We start from the raw sequence: 16,686 nt of genomic DNA on the forward strand, positions 1-16,686 counted from the left end.
CCCTTCAGTTTAGGCCTGCTTCCCCCGATTCCCTATGCGACTTACGTCGGTTTTTTCCACTACAAAAAAAGGCCCGGCAGAGCCGGGCCAGAACATCTTCACCTGTAATCAAAAGCGCTATTGCCAGATAACTGGCTGACGCTGCGCATACCAATTGTCGACTTTCTCCTGGTATGCGTCTTCAACCACGTTTCGCTTGAGCTTCATCGTGGGTGTGAGGAAGCTGTTCTCGATGGACCATTCGTCGCTCACCACCGTGATAAATGCCAGCTGTTCGTGGGGATCCACGGTCTTGTTAACATCGGCAATCAGCTTCTTGAAGCTCTCCTCGATTTCCTTCCGGAACGCTTCATCCGCCATTTTCGGTCGGGACTCCTCTGCCAGCATCACGAGGGCGTGGGGCTGGGTCTGATTGGCACCGGAGACACACACCATCTCGATGGCATCATGGGACATCAGGCGGTTCTCAATGGGCGCAGGCGCAATATACTTGCCCTTGCTGGTCTTGAAGATTTCCTTGATGCGACCGGTGATCTTGAGCCGGCCCATCTCATCAATCTCACCCTTGTCGCCGGTCTTCAGGAAGCCATCCTCGGTAAAGGTCTCCCGGGTTTTCTCCTCGTCCTTGTAGTAGCCCATCATGGTGGCCGGGCTCTTGATCTGAATCTCACCCTCCGGGCTGATACGGGTTTCAACCCCCGGCGCGGACTCGCCGACGTAGCCGGTTCTTGATCGTCCTGGCTTGCTCATGTGGGAATAGGCAAAGTTCTCAGACATGCCATAGCCTTCGAGCAACTCAAGGCCAAGGTTGCGGTACCAGTCCAGAACGTCGCTCGCCAGGGGGGCCGAGCCACTGCCAGCCAGCTTGACCTTGTCCAGGCCAAGGCCCTTGAGAATTTTCTTCTTGATCAGTTTGTTGACCACCGGAATCTTCAGCAGGCGGTCCAGCTTCTTCTTCGGCAGCTTCTGGAGCACACCGTGCTGGAATTTCACCCACAGGCGCGGTACCGAGAGGAACAGCGTTGGCTGGGCCCGCCGCAAATCTTCCACGAAGGTGTCCAGAGATTCCGCAAAATACAGGTGGAACCCGGCATAGAGCGATGCCAGTTCAACAAAGGTACGCTCGAACACGTGAGCCAGCGGCAGGTACGACAACATGCGCTCCTCGGAGCCCACACCGAGCACCTCCATGCCCCCCTCTGCCGCATAGGCCATGTTGTAGAAGCTGAGCATCACGCCCTTGGGTTTACCGGTGCTGCCGGAGGTGTAAACGATGGTGGCCAGCTCGTCGGCATCACGCTGAACGTTTTCTTCCAGAGGCGGATACTTGGCGACAATATCGTCCCAGGTTTCGAAATCATTGGGCGGGCTCAGCGGGAAGGAGACGCAACGCACAGATTCCGGCACGCCCGGTTTCATCATGTCCCAGTCATCCAGCTTGCCGACAAACACCACGTCACACTCGGCATGATTGAGGATGTAATTCACGGTGTCGGCGTTGAGCGTGGGATAGAGCGGAACGGAAATGTGGCCAGCCATCCAGATGGCCCAGTCGGTCATTATCCAGTGGGCGCAGTTTTTGGAAATCAGGCCGATGCGGCTCTTTTCGGGGAGGTTCAGGGACTTCAGGTAAGACGCCATGCGCCTTGCCTCATCCACCGCCCGGCCCCAGGTGTACTCCACCGTTTTCCCGCCCCCGATGGGCTGAGTCATATAGACAGAGTTCGCCTTGGCCTTCTCCCAGTGATAGACCATATCCAGGGGAAGTTTATTTGTTGTGTCCATGGACCTTCCTTGCAGTTCGTTATTCGAATTATGGATGACTTATTATTAGACTTTCGTAGGGTATTTCAACATAGTATGAGCCGTCAAAACGTGACACAAGCAAAATAATTTCCAACTGCACCTATTTTCCACATCCCTGCTCTCCCGGGCCAAGATCCCTACCCCTCAAACCCTTTGCCTGTGGTAAACTTGCGCCCCTTCAGAATTGAAACATACCAGTTAACCTACCCGGAGATGGGCATATGGCCAAGACAACCCTGCGTACCCTGTTCGGTGCCACACTGCTGGCGCTGGCAACCCTCGTTCAGGCACAGGAACCCCGCGTTGTAGCCATCACACAGATTGTGGAGCACCCGGCACTGGACGCCGTCTACCAGGGCATTAAAGACGAACTCGCCGAGCTCGGCTTCAAAGAAGGCGACAACCTGGAAGTGATGCACGAAAGTGCCCAGGGCAATTCCGCCATCGCCTCCCAGATCGCCCGCAAATTTGTTGGCGAAAGCCCCGACGTGATCGTGGCGATTGCCACCCCTTCGGCCCAGACCGTTGCCGCAGCAGCCCGCAATACGCCGGTCATCTTCTCCGCTGTTACCGACCCGCTTGGTGCCAAGCTGGTTAGCAACCTGGAAGCGCCAGGTGCCAACATCACTGGTGTGAGCGACATGCTGCCCATCGACAAACACCTGGATATGCTTCAACGAGTAATGCCCGATGCCAAACGCATTGGCACGGTCTACAACCCGGGCGAAGCCAACGCTGTGTCCCTGGTGGAACTGCTGGAAGAGCGCCTCGCCGCCCGCGGTCTTGAACTGGTAAAAGGTGCCGCCACCAAAACCTCCGAAGTTCTTGGTGCCGCCCGCTCCCTGGTTGGTAAAGCCGATGCCATTTACCTCACCACTGATAACACCGTGATCAGTGCTGCCGAAGCCGTTATCTCTGTTGGCGAACGCGCCGGCATTCCGGTATTCGCCGCTGACACCGCCACCGTTGAACGTGGTGCTGTCGCTGCACTGGGCTTCGACTACTACGACCATGGCCGCCAGACCGGCGTGATGGTTGCCCGGGTACTCAATGGCGAGAAGCCCGGTGACATGGCTGTTGAGACTATGGAAAAACTGGACCTTTTCGTGAACCCGGCTGCCGCAGAGCGAATGGGTATCACCTTGTCCGATGACGTCATCGCAGACGCCGAGCAGGTTATCGACAGCGCCAAATAACCTCCCTGAACCCTCACGGGCGGCCCTCACAAGGGGCTGCCCGTTTTATCATTGGTGATACCCGACCATGCTGAGTAACATCGCTCTTTATGGTGCCATCGAGACCGGCCTGATCTACGGCCTGGTCGCTTTCGGCATCTACCTCTCCTTCCGGGTGCTCGATTTCCCGGACCTCACCGTAGATGGCAGCTTTCCGCTCGGTGCTGCCGTCGCCGCTGTACTGATCATTGAAGGCTGGAATCCCTGGTTGGCGACCGGTTGCGCGGTAATTGCCGGCATGGCCGCTGGCGCGGTAACCGCTTTGCTGAATGTAAAACTCAAGATTCTGAACCTGCTGGCCTCGATCCTCACCATGATCGCGCTCTATTCAGTCAATCTGCGTATCATGGGCCGCCCCAACGTGGCTCTGCTGACGGAAGAAACGGTGCTGACTCCCTGGTACGACCTGGATCTGGCCTACCATCAGGTTCCAGTGCTTCTGTTCGTTATTGTGGTCTTTATTGCACTCATCCTGCTGTGGCGCTTTATGAAATCCGAGACCGGCCTGGCCATGCGAGCCACCGGCGCCAACGCCAGAATGGCCCGGGCCCAGGGCATCGCCACCGGCGCCATGATTGTGCTTGGCGTTGCCGTCTCCAACGGCCTGGTTGGCCTTGCCGGCGCACTGTTCGCCCAGAGCCAGGGCGCAGCAGACGTCACCATGGGCGTGGGCGTAATTGTGATTGGGCTTGCCTCCCTGATTGGCGGTGAAGCGGTGGTTACTCCCTCTTCGGTTTTGCGTGCCCTTATCGCCTGCGTGGTGGGCGCCATCATCTACCGGCTGGCCATTGCCTTCGCTCTGAATGCGGATTTCCTTGGCCTTCAGGCCCAGGATCTGAACCTGATTACCGCGGTGCTGGTTACCCTGGCCATCGTTCTGCCCGGCGTGCGTTCATCCATTGCCGGCAAACTTTCCCGTAGCAAGGCCTAAGGAGGCGAAATGATCAGTGCAACCGACCTCCGACTTACCTTTGGCAAAGGAACACCGCTGGAGAACCCCGCGCTTAAAGGCATGAGCCTGACGGTCAACCAGGGGGAATTTGTCACGGTCATAGGCAGTAACGGCGCCGGTAAATCCACCTTTCTGAATGCCCTGGCCGGCGAAGTGCTGGTAGACAGCGGCCAGATCATTGTGGACAACCTGGACGTAACCAAACTCCCGACCCACAAACGGGCCGGCCGGGTTGCCCGGGTATTCCAGGACCCGCTGGCCGGCACCTGCGAAGGTCTCACCATCGAGGAAAACCTCGCCCTGGCCATCAAGCGCGGCCAGCGCCGGGGCCTGACCAGCGCCGTTAAAAGACAGTACATGGAGAAGTTCAAGGACAGCCTTTCGTCCCTGAACCTGGGCCTGGAAAAACGTCTTGGCGACAAGATGGGGCTGCTGTCCGGCGGCCAGCGCCAGGCCGTGAGCCTGCTCATGGCAAGCCTTACACCCTCCAGCATCCTGCTGCTGGACGAACACACCGCCGCGCTGGACCCGAAAACCGCTGCGTTCGTGCTGGAACTCACCACCAAGATCATCGAGGAGCAGAAGCTCACCGCACTGATGGTGACCCACAGCATGAAGCAGGCGCTGGAAGTTGGCAGTCGCACCGTAATGCTGCACCAGGGGCAGGTGGTATTTGATATCGAAGGCAAAGACCGCGAAGGCCTGGAAGTGAAAGATCTACTCGGCTTGTTTGAAAAACAGCGCGGGTTGGAAGTGGATGACGACAGTTTGTTGCTGGGCTAAAAAACGGGGGCCAGACTGGCCCCCGTTTTCGTTTAACAGCCGGAATCAGTGACCGTAGACCAACAGCTGGGTATTGGTGATCGCCAGATCATCCATAAACACGCTGCCTATGGATGTTCCACCAACCAGAACCCCTCCCATTGTGATGTCGGCATTGAACGAGTTCAGATCAATGGCCAGGCTATCAACACCAAGGCTGTTGGCGCGTTTGTAGATATCCAGATCAACCTTGGCAAACAGGTCCGGAATGTTTTTGTTTCGAACCGGATCATAGGTGTTGCCTGTCAGTCGGAAATCTCGGATGCCCAATGCCAGGAACGGCATGTCGAAATCCATGTCGTCAACGGCGATGTCCGTTCTCAGGTTCATCACATCGGTATCGGCATCAATCTCGATATTGGCGCCGCCCATCAGGATATCCGCATTAAAGTTATCCAGAATGGTGGTACTGCCACCAGTCCCCGTCAGATTCCACGCACCGGTCGAAACTCTCAGGTCCACCGCTCCGAACACCTGAGGCAGAACGTTGATGATGGCATCGCCATCGCTGAGGATATCAATTTCGATACGGACATTATCCAGAAGGTCCGTCTCCTGAGCTGCGCCCCCCATCAGATTTACCCCCAGCTCAGGGAACAAATCACTCCGGTTGGTACCACCCACGAAGATATCGTTGATTTCCATTGATCCCTCATCGGTATAGATGAAGCGATCAATGTTCAGTTTGGTTTCCAGCTCAATGGTTACACCGGCCTGGCCGGTGATCATGCCCATCGCCGAATCATCCAGCATCTGGATCTCGGCTACGGCTGCAGGTGGAACACCCGCAACGCAGAGCGCTAGCAAGGTAGGTTTCAGGCCTTTCATTGTTATTTCCTTGTTTTTAGTCTTTTTCACATCCTGTGGGCCACTGCAGTTTTCGACACCACGTCCATACTTTAGCGACACGTTCAAACCGGGTACGTGCAGGGGTCACAAATCATGTGACTACCTGAACCTCCTAGGGCCTGATCAATTTTTAAACCACAACATGTAGTGGTTTTGAACCTTTAACCCCAAACCGCTGTTTTAGAAAAAATTTCCCGGATTCAAGCCGGTTTCGATTGATTTTCTTTGCCCCGAAGCGTCTATCAATAGTTGCGTTCTTATTCACAGAACACTATATCCTGTTATACTCGTTTCAGATTCAGCCCATATATAGTGGTTAAAAAGAAAACAGGCCCAAGGCCAAACAGACGATTCTCAAGGGGTATGGCGCCGCCGGTACAAGGACTGGTGCCATCAAAAGAAGACATACCGGAAGACAGAGGGTGGAAATGAACGCTAAGGCACAGGCAGTGGTAACAACAATTCCGATGCAGGAAGCCTCGATCGACATCTGGCACAGCAAATACCAGCTGAAGACCAAGACCGGCGAGCCCGTAGACAAGGACATCAACGCAACCTACGAACGTGTTGCCAAAGCCCTTGCCGAGGTGGAAAACAAATCCGTTCGCACCCAGCACATGAAGAACTTCATCTGGGCCCTGCAGAACGGCGCCATTCCCGCCGGCCGGATTACCTCCAATGCCGGTGCCGAAGCACACAAGCCGGCAACCTCCACCATTAACTGCACCGTTTCCGGCACCGTTCAGGACTCCATGAACGACATCCTGGAAAAGAACCACGAAGCCGGCCTTACCCTCAAGGCAGGTTGTGGCATCGGTTATGAGTTCTCCACCCTGCGCCCGAAAGGCGCGTATGTGGCCGGCGCTGGTGCAACCACCTCTGGCCCGCTGTCGTTTATGGATATCTTCGATCGCATGTGCTTCACCGTGTCCTCTGCCGGTGGCCGCCGTGGCGCCCAGATGGCCACGTTCGATGTGCACCATCCGGACGTGATCGATTTCATCCAGGCCAAGCGTGAAGACGGCCGCCTGCGCCAGTTCAACCTCTCGCTGCTGATCACCGAAGACTTCATTGAAGCCGTGCGCAACGACGCCGACTGGCACCTCTCCTTCCCCGTTACCCAGAAGGAAGTCGAAGACGAGAATCTGGACCTGAGCGACGAGAGCCAGTTCGTATACCGTGATTTCCCGGAGCAGAAAGGCTACGTGGTGAACGGTGAAGGCAAGGTTGCCTGCCGCATCTACCGCACCCTGAAAGCCCAGTTTATCTGGGACACCATCATGACCAGCACCTACGACTACGCCGAGCCGGGTTTCATCCTGATCGACAAGGTCAACCAGATGAACAACAACTGGTTCTGCGAAGATATCCGTGCCACCAACCCCTGCGGTGAGCAGCCCCTGCCCCCGTACGGCAGCTGCCTGCTGGGCTCCGTAAACCTGACCATGTTCGTGGACTACCCGTTCACCGACAAGGCCAGCTTTAACTACGAGAAGTACCGCAAGGTTGTGGCCATCTTCACCCGGATGCTGGACAACGTGGTTGAGATCAACGGCCTGCCGCTGGCTGAGCAGCGCCATGAAATCACCTACAAGCGCCGCCACGGTATGGGCATCCTCGGCCTGGGCTCCACCCTCGCCATGCTGCGCATGCCCTACGGTTCCGCAGAATCCGTTCAGTTCACCGAAGAAGTCGTTCGTGAAATGGCCGTTGAAGGCTGGCGCCAGTCCCTCGCCCTGGCCGAGGAAAAGGGCGTTGCGCCGATCATGGACGACGAGTTTGAAATTACCCCGAAAATGCTCACCAAGTGCCCGCAGCTGTCTGAAGACGGCTACAAGTTGGGCGACAAGGTGAAAGGCCGCATCCTGCACGCCAAGTACAGCAAGTACATGCAGCAGATTGCCCAGGTGGAGCCGAAGCTGGTGGAAGAACTGGCCGAGAAAGGTGGCCGCTTTACCCACCACACGTCCATCGCGCCGACCGGCACCATCAGCCTGTCACTTGCCAACAACGCCAGTAACGGCATCGAGCCGAGCTTCTCGCACCACTACGCGCGTAACATCATCCGCGAAGGCCGGAAGACCAAAGAGAAAGTCGACGTATTCTCCTTCGAGCTGCTGGCATACCGCCATATGGTAAACCCGGGCGCCATGCCGTTCTCCGATGATGAAGACAAGAAGCTGCCGGCCTACTTCACCACATCCGACGACGTAACACCGTCACAGCACGTGGACATCCAGGCCGCCGCCCAGAAGTGGGTAGATTCCTCGATTTCCAAGACCGCGAACGTTCCGACAGACTTCGCTTACCAGGACTTCAAGGACATTTACCTCTACGCCTACGACAAGGGCTTGAAGGGTTGCACCACTTTCCGCTTCAACCCGGAAGCCTTCCAGGGCGTACTGGTTAAGGAAAAAGACCTCGAGAACACAATGTACGAGTTCACCCTGGACGATGGCAGCAAGGTCACCCTCAAGGGCAACGAGCAGGTAGAGTACGACGGCGAAATCCACAACGCCGCCAACCTGTTTGACGCGCTTAAAGAAGGCACCTACGGCAAGTACTGATCCGGGAACCGACACAGGACAACGAACATGACAGTTAAAATCAGCAACAAAATCGTCGGCTACCGCGTAAAGAAGGCCGACCCAGAAGCAGCCGCCGAACACCAGGCACCGGTGCACGCAGAAACCAAGCCCGTTCAGATGAACGAATACATCGAACGGCCGGACTTCCTGCTGGGCACCACCTACAAGATCAAGCCGCCGGTGGCCGAGCACGCGATGTACATCACCATCAACGACATCCTGCTCAACGAAGGCACCGACCACGAGAGCCGGCAGCCGTACGAAGTGTTCATCAACTCCAAGTCGATGGAACACTTTCAGTGGGTTATCGCCCTCACCCGCGTTATCTCTGCGGTATTCCGCAAGGGTGGCGACGTAACCTTCCTGGTGGAAGAGCTGCGCAGCGTGTACGACCCCAACGGTGGCTACTTCAAGAAAGGCGGCGTGTTCATGCCTTCCCTGGTGGCTGAAATCGGCGCCGTGATCGAGAAGCACCTGAAGGCCATCGGCCTGCTGGAAAGCGAGGAAATGAGCGAAACCACCAAGCGCATCCTCGCCGAGAAGCGCGCCGAGTTCGAAGCCAGCCACAGCACGGCGACGAACGATGAAAAGGCCAGCGACTTCCCGCCGAACGCCACCATGTGTGGCAAGTGCAGCACCAAGGCGGTGATCGTGATGGATGGGTGTGCGACTTGCCTCTCCTGCGGCGATAGCAAGTGCGGTTGAGGTGATGAGCTATTATGAATGACGAGAAGGCCTGGAGTGAGAACTTCGGGCCTTTTTGTTTGGTGGGCCGGAAGAACGGCCTGTTTGATCGAAAGGTTGGTGATATCAGTGAGAGCGGTCGCGAAGATTGTTTTTATCGAAACCCTGAGAACGAGCTTGGGATTCAGGATATTCAGTCTGAAGCACTTTTTGACAGATTGAGAAGTGGTCAGAGTGGATATTTGGTCGGGGAATATGATCATCGCGACCACTGTACAAATGTTAAGCGAGAGGGAAATGCACCAGTACGTCACGGATACCGAGTTTGCGGTGGCGAATCTATTGAAACTTGCCACTGATGAAGAGAAGCTGTTGTCAGAATTAAGACGAGCGCTCACCACGTTAGAGGCCAAAGAAAAGGCCTATAAGTGGGATTTCGAAACTAGTGATATGAATGACGATTTCTCCGATGCTTACGTCATGGCTGCTTTTCATCGTATGGCTGAAGCCCACCAAGCTGCGAAAGAGATAGAGCGCAGGGCTGCTGAAATCCAAGCGGCTGTGGGCGCTCATCAACAAGCCACTCAGGCAATTGCTGGGGGAGTACTGCAAATCGCAAAGCAAGGCATCTCCTTGGTGTTTGGTAAGAAAAGTGACGCGCCAATGGGTAGGCAAATTGGAGCCTTACCAATTAGAGATATTATTTGGGAAGGTAGAAACCAAGCCCTTCACTATGAAGAAGCAAATTACAAGAAAGGGGTAAAGAAAGTCTTCACTGCGCTTGAGCAAGACCATGGCGAGCATTTCTCCCTTGAATCTCACGGTCACCAAAACCGAGCCAAGCAAATACTTTATGTGCTTGGCTGGTTTAGTTTTAAGGATTATGCGCGAGACATGAATGAGCTCTTGTCATAGCGTCTTTTAGGTGCCGGGCATCGTAGCACGCTTAACCAGTGGGTGAAGCCGACCGGTACTCCGCTGCGCTCCGTCCCAGCGGCTTACCCAAGGCGTTAGAGGGCGGCTCCCTATCAGAGTACGATTCTTTATACACAGAAAATGGAGAACAAAATGACCGATGCGATAAGCTTGCCAGCGTCTTCGCTGGGAGAGTTGGAGAAGATCATCAAGGGCTATGGTCACTCAGGTAAGGAAATCGACTTGGCGAGCCTTTCCAAGCTCATTGGTATCGGTAGAACAAGTATTAGTCCTAACAACCCATTTCTAGCAGAAACCGGGATTGTCACATCCGGGAAAAAGAAAAAGATCACTGATGAGGGATTGAAACTCGCCAGAGCGCTTGACCACAACCAGTCTGAGCATATAGCAGCCACATGGCGTAAGGTTGTTCGTGAAAGTGAATTCTTATCCAACATTGTTTCTACTATTAGAATCAAAGGTGGCCTCTCAGTTGAGGATGCTGCTGGTCATGTGCTTTATGCGGCAGGAGCCAAGAATACAAAGGGGAATCGTACCGGGGCTCGTACTATTGTCGATATCCTTGTTATCACAGGATTAGTTAGTAACGATGACGGAACGTTAAGGGTAGCGCAAACTAACCCAGATGACAGTGAACCAGTGGCTAAAGAAGCGCTCGACCATGGGGGTGGTCAACAAAGTGACCGTAGTTCGTCTTTCAATGTTGATCCAGTTAGCACGGCTCAAAATGAAGCTCCCATTTCCGGTATTGGCGGATTATCAAGTCAAATCAAGGGTAACGGCGTTCCAACCATTGCGATAAATATCGAGCTTCATCTGCCCGCGACTGATAATCCAGAAGTCTACGATCAGTTGTTTAAATCTCTGAGAAAAAATCTTCTGAGCCCTGAAGATGACGACTGAATTACTGCCGAATTTATTGAAGCGTGTAGGACAGGCTGAGAAAGAAGCTCATGGAATTCTCAGCAGCCATGAAGCTTCGAAATCACGGATTATATTTCTTGAAGGCCTTCTCCGGGACATTCGTTCCATGCCCGTTGATGTGGAAACATACTTTCAAGAATCAATAAAGTGTCTTGAGGTGGGCTGTATTCGAGCAGGAATGGTCCTAGCCTGGAGCGGGTTGTTCGAAATACTGGCCGAGCGCTTATACGCCGACAAGGAAGCCGAAATTCGGTCTCTGCGCCCGAAGTGGAAGTTTAAAGACCTGGCAGAACTGAAAGAACAATGTCCTGAATCCCAGATATTGGATGTTGGAAAAGAAGTCGGTGTAATTAAGAAAGCACACTTGAAAGTTCTGCACGGCCATTTGGCCACTCGGAATCAATGTGCTCACCCTACAGTGTACTTGCCGAGCTTGAATGTCGGAATCGGATACGTCGATGAGCTTATTGCCTTCACCAAACTATATATTAGCCCCTAACAATCGGCTTCACAGCGACCTGGATTTCCACCGCTTCGCGGCTCCAAACCGGCGCGTGAGCCGGGCGTTCATTATAGCCAGGATTTTTCTTGAGGAGCAAAGTGTGTCATTGCTGGATTCTTACCGTCGAAATGTGTCGAGAAAACGAGAAGAAATCGCCAAGCTGCAGCAGGGAAAGGCGAAGGAACAAGCTAAAATAGCCAATCTCTCTGTGAAGATAGGCTCTGCTTCACAAGCATTGTCCCGAACTAGTAGTACAAGTACTGCGAAAACCAAGCTACGTGAAATTGAAAGACACCAAAAGGATCAAGTGACAGCGGAAAAGAAAGTGGCTGATCTTGACTACAAAATTGCAAAAAAGCAGAAAGAACTTTCTGATGAGCAGAAAAAAGTGTCAACGGAAGAAGAAAAAGAGGCTAAAAAAAGACAAAGGGAATCAGAGCGTCAGTCCAGAGCAGAACAATCAAGAATAAATCAAATAAACAGAACTCTGGATAAGCATGAAGGGTTGCATCAAAGCACTATTGAAACTCTAGAGGCACTTCAACAGCTTCCAGAGAGGATTATGGTTCTATTTTTAGCATCAAACCCAGTCGATGCGCAACAGTTAAGGCTTGACGAAGAAGCGCGTTCTATCGGCGATATGATTAGAAAGGCGAAGCACAGAGATTCAGTTTCATTTGAAAGTAGGTGGGCAGTCCAACCAATGGATGTGCTGCAAGCAATAAATGAGTTGAGTCCAACAATAGTTCATTTTAGCGGTCATGGTTCAGACTCCGACGAGATAGTATTTCAGGATGCCAATGGCAATGCAAAACTAGTTAGTAAAGAGGCAATTGTTCAAACTATGATGGCCTCATCGAGTAACATTCGTTTAGTTTTCTTTAATACTTGCTATTCCTATAACCAAGCGGAATCTGTAATTCAGCATGTTGAAGCAGCTATTGGCATGAATACTAGCATTGGCGATAATGCGGCTAAAGTATTTTCTTCACAGTTCTATTCTGCAATAGGGTTCGGACTTTCAGTTAAAAACGCATTTGAGCAGGCTAAGGCTTTGGTTATGATGGAAGGCATCAAGGAAGAGAATACCCCAGAGCTTTTTGTCCAAGATGGCCTAGATCCAGAAGATTTGATTATGGTGCGACCAAGTGGAGTACCAGAAAAATCGTTCGAATCATCAGAGTAAATACTGAACAAAGCCATTCATCAGACTCCGGCGCTATCGCGCCCCCCGCTGTTGATCGCGACGTTAAGGCAAAAATGGTAAGGATCTAATTTTGGGTGTAAAAGTAAAAAAAGTTAAAGACAAAAAAACTCAAGAAGAAGTCACCGTTGAAGATTGTGAAGGTGGCTATGACGGCGAGTATGTCTGCCATGTGAATGGATGTGATGCATATATGTCTTTTGTTCACTCCTATGAGCAAAGACGCTTAGAAAGAGTAATTACAGTTCCTTCGTTTTTTAAGCTTAAGCAAAACCATAAACATTCATACAAATTTTGCCCTTACAACACCGAGGGCGCGGTTGAGGTTATTGCAAGAGACTCTGACCCAGATGTATTAAGGTCTTTAGATGACAATAAGTATGAGTTCAGTCTTCAAATACTTCACAAACCAGAACGTTCTGAGACTACAACTGAGCCAAGAGACGGTTCCATAGAATATCCGAGCAAAAAAAGACTCAAAGGTAAAACGTATACCAGAAAAGGTACAGCCCCGAGCTATATAAAGGTATTGCAGCAAGTTCTTGCGCTGAGATCAGAACTTGAAGAGGATAATGAACTTGCTTCTTTGATCGTCCTCAATTACAGAGGAAAGAAGATTAAATGGGATGCATTCTATTTTGAGGAAGATCAGTATATTTCAGCCTACAAACTTGTTGAAAATAAAAAACAAAAACACCCAATGTGTTTTCAGGGTGTTGTTTCAAAGCTTATTCCGCCAACCGAAAAATTCAAATACTGGAAAATAAAGCTACACAGTCCTTATTATGAGTTAGTAGACAAGGTTACACCTATTCCTAGTATTGAGCTAGTTATCGCAGATAAGGAGCTTGACCCCTCAGAATATACCGAAGGCCAGAGGATTCTGGCGTATGGTGTCGTGAAGACTTCAGTAGGTGAATGGGTGCCGCCTAAAGAAAGAGACAAAAAGGAGCCAAAGAAAATTAAATTTTTAAATATGAGCTTGTGGATTAACCATCTTGAGCAGATCGCCAGTCTCAGCCCTTAACATAGGCGTCAACGGGACCGTGGACCTCCCCCATTTCGTGGGCTGGACCTGCAAACCGCTACGCGGTTTTTCGGCCGGTTACGGCGGCGTTAAAGGTACTCGTTGGCCTACACTGCTGGGCGTATATCGAGATTCCAGCCAATGAGGCAAAGGAGATGCGTCATGGCTAAGAGCGGAAATGGTTCAAAAGGCAATGGACGCCCGCCATCCAGTCACGCGGGCCCCGGAGGAAATTGGCCTAGCACAACGGGGCGCCCGTCCGGTGGCGGCCGAGGTAATCGAGCGCCGTTTTTGGCATTTTGCCTAAGGATTAAGCAATGAGTTCGTACGGAACGTTGATATTCTTCTGTGGGAAGATGGGAGCTGGCAAAAGCACTTTGTCTGGCAAGATCGCTCGCGAGCGGGGAGCCGTGCTTATTTCAGAGGATGAATGGCTGGCCGCTTTGTTCCCTGGCGAGATCAATGATTTCAATGATTACATTCGTTACTCATCTCGGCTCAAGCCAGTGCTGAGATCACACGTTGAGCAAGTGCTCTTGGCCGGTACCTCTGTGGTCCTGGACTTTCCCGGCAACACCCCTAAGCAGAGAGCCTGGTTCAAGGATATATACTCGCAACACGGCATTCCTCATGAGCTGTACTATTTGTCGGTAGACGATGAAGTTTGTTTAAAACAGCTGAAACAGCGGCAGAAAGAACAACCCGAACGAGCACAGTTCGACACGGAGGAGGTCTTTCGCATGGTGACGGGTTACTTTGAACCGCCCGAAGAGTCGGAGGCGTTCAACCTCCAGATTGTTGAAGGAAAGTCCGGATAACGGGTGACTGCTGCCAGACGCATCTACGTTGGCAGTCAGTTGCTAGCCTGACAAACTTGGAAATGCCAGCGTGGCAGCTCTGGTTTTAGCCGCCACGCCATTAGTAACCCCCTCTCCTCAATCACTCACACCCATTCTGGTCATCTGGAAGGGAAGCAATTTCCTATCGCTATCCAATGTCACAACGTCGAGTTCATCGATGAGAGCCGGATTCAAATGCTGGTAAGTCCACAGGTAGTCAAACCCGTTTTCTGCCGCCTCATATCGATCCAACAATATACGGACATTCGCAATGCCGGCCATACGGATCGCCATGTAACAGAGAGCGCAAGGCTCTCCTGAAGCAATCAACGTCGTCCCTTTTAAAGAAACGCTTTTCTCATTCCATGAAGCGTCCCTTATCGCCTGTATTTCTGCGTGTGCGGTACAATCCAGATGCTCGGCAACCTGATTTACCCCCTTGCCGACAACGTCTCCATTTTGATTGACGATCACAGCGGAAAACGGCAAACCACCGGCTTTTACATTGCTAATAGCCAGATCAATGGCACTTTCGCCACAGGTTGCCAGACGCTCCTCATCAATTCGGTCACGCATCGGTGACCTCATTTCTTGACGATAGCGCCGGGGCTGAAAGGCTCAGCTCTGAAGCAAGGCTCTCGGCTCGAGCTTTGGCGTTGGCGACTGACACTCGGTGCCTCTCGTCGCCAAATTCCTGATATTCAGCGGCGACCTCATAAATGGTGTCCACACCGAGGTATTTGCTCAACGTTCTGAGGTGCGGCACCAGGTGGCCAGACTCTTCTCTTATTCCGCCCTTCTCAAAGCCAAACTCTCCGCTGGAGGTCACGATGATCAATGTCTTACCGGAGAGCAGAGGCTGCAGGGGGAAGTCCCCTCGTTCGAGATCGAAATCAAACGTTTTGCCAATGCGAACGATCTGATCGAACCAGGCTTTTAGCTGAGCCGGCATACCGTAGTTGTACATGGGTGAGGAGATCACGATAACGTCAGCCGCCGACACTTCCGCGATCAGGGTATCAGAGAGTGCCAGTGTCTCCTGCTGCGCCGGGGTACGTTTCTCCTCCGGGGTAAACACCGCGCCAATCCAATCCTGGGTGATGAAAGCGGGTGGATTCACGCCAACGTCACGATAGATATATTCATCTTCAGGCCGGTTCTGTTTCCAGGTATCAATGAACCGACGGGCGACATTTTTCGATATGGAATCGTGATCCGGGTTCGGGTTTGTCGCCGCTCTGACGCTGGAATCAATGTGTAATAGTGTGCTCATGTTCATTTCCTTGGCTGATTGATGACAGGAGCTAGTTTGTGGCGCTGAATGGACTTGCACAAACGGAAAAATTACACTTGCAGATGACTTAAACTCATCCGAACGTTCATGAACTCGTGATTGACCTGGAGATTCATATTGCAAGTGTCATTACAGGCGCTGAAAGCCTTTGAGTCGGCTGCCCGCCGGGGAAGTTTCAAGTTGGCCGCAGAAGAACTTTCGCTAACGCCGACAGCCATTTCACACCACATTGGCAACCTGGAAAGCCGATTGAATGTGAGCCTGTTTCATCGGCAGGGAAGGCGGATATCCTTAACCGGAACGGGTATCCGATTAGCCAAAGCGACCTCGGAAGGATTTCGGAAAATCGACAGCGCTTTGGAAGAGGTGGTGAAGGCAGGCAATACGGTCAGGGTGACGACGACATCATCCTTGGCAGCGATGGTGCTGATCCCTTCCCAGCACGAGTTTGAACAAGCCAACCCGGATATCTCTGTGGAAATATCGACCGGCGAGTCGGTCGACAGCCAATCCTATATCATTCCGGTTCGGCTCGGTGATGTCTCAGTCGTTGAAGATTCTGATGTCATTCGATTTGAGTCATTCAATGTATTTGGTGCTTATGGAATGACGCCTCCTTCCTGGGAGAGTGAACCAATCACACTTTTCACCACGGAGTGGAAAAACAAAGCGTTACCGGCCCCTCCCCTCACCAATTGGTTAGAGAAAAATGGACTGGAGGGGGCAAATGTTCAACTCAAAACGTTTGATCAGGAGCTTTTCGGGATCCAACAGGCTATGGCAGGCAACGGACTGGTGTTCTGCTCTACAACGCTCGTAGACAGGCTGTTGAAGGCCAACGTTCTGCAGCACTTCGACACTCAATCGGTAACATCAGATTTGTGCTATTACGTTCCAGGTAGGGACAGCTTCGAAACGAGGAGTGCGGCCAGATTCCTGAATTGGATCGAAGATATCTTGAACCAGTAATGCATGCAGTCACTCTTATTTTTCATGGACATCAGCCCAATAAAAACCGGAGAAC

General features: G+C 52.4%; 16 protein-coding genes. 12 read left to right on the forward strand and 4 right to left on the reverse strand.

Annotated features, from left to right (window positions below; genetic code table 11):
- Nucleotides 1-117: 117 nt before the first annotated feature.
- Nucleotides 118-1,785, reverse strand: coding sequence for an AMP-binding protein (locus A8B84_RS18040; RefSeq protein WP_064226883.1), 1,668 nt, complete (start codon nt 1,783-1,785; stop codon nt 118-120).
- A gap of 242 nt (nt 1,786-2,027) precedes the next feature.
- On the opposite strand from A8B84_RS18040, the gene A8B84_RS18045 reads away from it, so the two are divergent.
- The 3 genes from A8B84_RS18045 (at nt 2,028) to A8B84_RS18055 (ending at nt 4,776) form a co-directional block, all read left to right on the forward strand.
- Nucleotides 2,028-3,002 carry an ABC transporter substrate-binding protein gene (locus tag A8B84_RS18045; RefSeq protein ID WP_064226882.1) on the forward strand — a complete coding sequence of 325 codons (975 nt, stop codon included), beginning with the start codon at nt 2,028-2,030 and terminating at the stop codon, nt 3,000-3,002.
- Between the two features lie 67 nt (nt 3,003-3,069).
- Nucleotides 3,070-3,972, forward strand: a complete 903-nt coding sequence (locus A8B84_RS18050) for an ABC transporter permease (protein WP_064226881.1) — start codon at nt 3,070-3,072, stop codon at nt 3,970-3,972.
- A gap of 9 nt (nt 3,973-3,981) precedes the next feature.
- Nucleotides 3,982-4,776, forward strand: coding sequence for an ABC transporter ATP-binding protein (locus A8B84_RS18055; protein ID WP_064226880.1), 795 nt, complete (start codon nt 3,982-3,984; stop codon nt 4,774-4,776).
- A 45-nt stretch (nt 4,777-4,821) separates the two neighbouring features.
- On the opposite strand, the gene A8B84_RS18060 is transcribed toward A8B84_RS18055, so the two are convergent.
- Nucleotides 4,822-5,643 (reverse strand): DUF6160 family protein, encoded by an 822-nt coding sequence (locus tag A8B84_RS18060; RefSeq protein WP_064226879.1) that lies wholly within the window; start codon nt 5,641-5,643, stop codon nt 4,822-4,824.
- Between the two features lie 449 nt (nt 5,644-6,092).
- On the opposite strand from A8B84_RS18060, the gene A8B84_RS18065 reads away from it, so the two are divergent.
- From A8B84_RS18065 to A8B84_RS18100, 8 genes are all read left to right on the forward strand, one after another.
- Nucleotides 6,093-8,231 (forward strand): adenosylcobalamin-dependent ribonucleoside-diphosphate reductase, encoded by a 2,139-nt coding sequence (locus A8B84_RS18065; RefSeq protein WP_064226917.1) that lies wholly within the window; start codon nt 6,093-6,095, stop codon nt 8,229-8,231.
- A 27-nt stretch (nt 8,232-8,258) separates the two neighbouring features.
- Nucleotides 8,259-8,957, forward strand: coding sequence for a ribonucleotide reductase subunit alpha (locus tag A8B84_RS18070; RefSeq protein WP_014576864.1), 699 nt, complete (start codon nt 8,259-8,261; stop codon nt 8,955-8,957).
- Between the two features lie 234 nt (nt 8,958-9,191).
- The gene (locus A8B84_RS18075; RefSeq protein WP_138102995.1) at nt 9,192-9,851 is read left to right on the forward strand and encodes a hypothetical protein; all 660 of its coding nucleotides are present in this window, start codon (nt 9,192-9,194) and stop codon (nt 9,849-9,851) included.
- Nucleotides 9,852-10,004: 153 nt separating this feature from the next.
- On the forward strand, nt 10,005-10,775 hold the full coding sequence (locus A8B84_RS18080; RefSeq protein ID WP_064226877.1) for a hypothetical protein: 771 nt from the start codon (nt 10,005-10,007) through the stop codon (nt 10,773-10,775).
- Nucleotides 10,765-11,295 carry a hypothetical protein gene (locus A8B84_RS18085; protein ID WP_064226876.1) on the forward strand — a complete coding sequence of 177 codons (531 nt, stop codon included), beginning with the start codon at nt 10,765-10,767 and terminating at the stop codon, nt 11,293-11,295. The genes A8B84_RS18080 and A8B84_RS18085 overlap by 11 nt, the downstream gene beginning before the upstream one ends.
- A gap of 103 nt (nt 11,296-11,398) precedes the next feature.
- The gene (locus tag A8B84_RS21910) at nt 11,399-12,484 is read left to right on the forward strand and encodes a hypothetical protein (protein WP_227512607.1); all 1,086 of its coding nucleotides are present in this window, start codon (nt 11,399-11,401) and stop codon (nt 12,482-12,484) included.
- Nucleotides 12,485-12,575: 91 nt separating this feature from the next.
- Nucleotides 12,576-13,529, forward strand: coding sequence for a hypothetical protein (locus A8B84_RS18095; RefSeq protein ID WP_064226875.1), 954 nt, complete (start codon nt 12,576-12,578; stop codon nt 13,527-13,529).
- Between the two features lie 317 nt (nt 13,530-13,846).
- On the forward strand, nt 13,847-14,347 hold the full coding sequence (locus tag A8B84_RS18100; protein ID WP_064226874.1) for an AAA family ATPase: 501 nt from the start codon (nt 13,847-13,849) through the stop codon (nt 14,345-14,347).
- A 117-nt stretch (nt 14,348-14,464) separates the two neighbouring features.
- On the opposite strand, the gene A8B84_RS18105 is transcribed toward A8B84_RS18100, so the two are convergent.
- On the reverse strand, nt 14,465-14,944 hold the full coding sequence (locus A8B84_RS18105; RefSeq protein WP_064226873.1) for a nucleoside deaminase: 480 nt from the start codon (nt 14,942-14,944) through the stop codon (nt 14,465-14,467).
- Nucleotides 14,937-15,641: an FMN-dependent NADH-azoreductase gene (locus tag A8B84_RS18110; RefSeq protein ID WP_064226872.1), complete on the reverse strand. Its 705-nt coding sequence runs from the start codon at nt 15,639-15,641 to the stop codon at nt 14,937-14,939. The genes A8B84_RS18105 and A8B84_RS18110 overlap by 8 nt, the downstream gene beginning before the upstream one ends.
- A 144-nt stretch (nt 15,642-15,785) precedes the next feature.
- On the opposite strand from A8B84_RS18110, the gene A8B84_RS18115 reads away from it, so the two are divergent.
- On the forward strand, nt 15,786-16,631 hold the full coding sequence (locus A8B84_RS18115) for a LysR family transcriptional regulator (protein ID WP_264753901.1): 846 nt from the start codon (nt 15,786-15,788) through the stop codon (nt 16,629-16,631).
- The last annotated feature ends 55 nt before the right edge of the window (nt 16,632-16,686 follow it).

The organism is Marinobacter sp. EhC06 (assembly GCF_001650915.1).
Taxonomy (GTDB): Bacteria; Pseudomonadota; Gammaproteobacteria; order Pseudomonadales; family Oleiphilaceae; genus Marinobacter.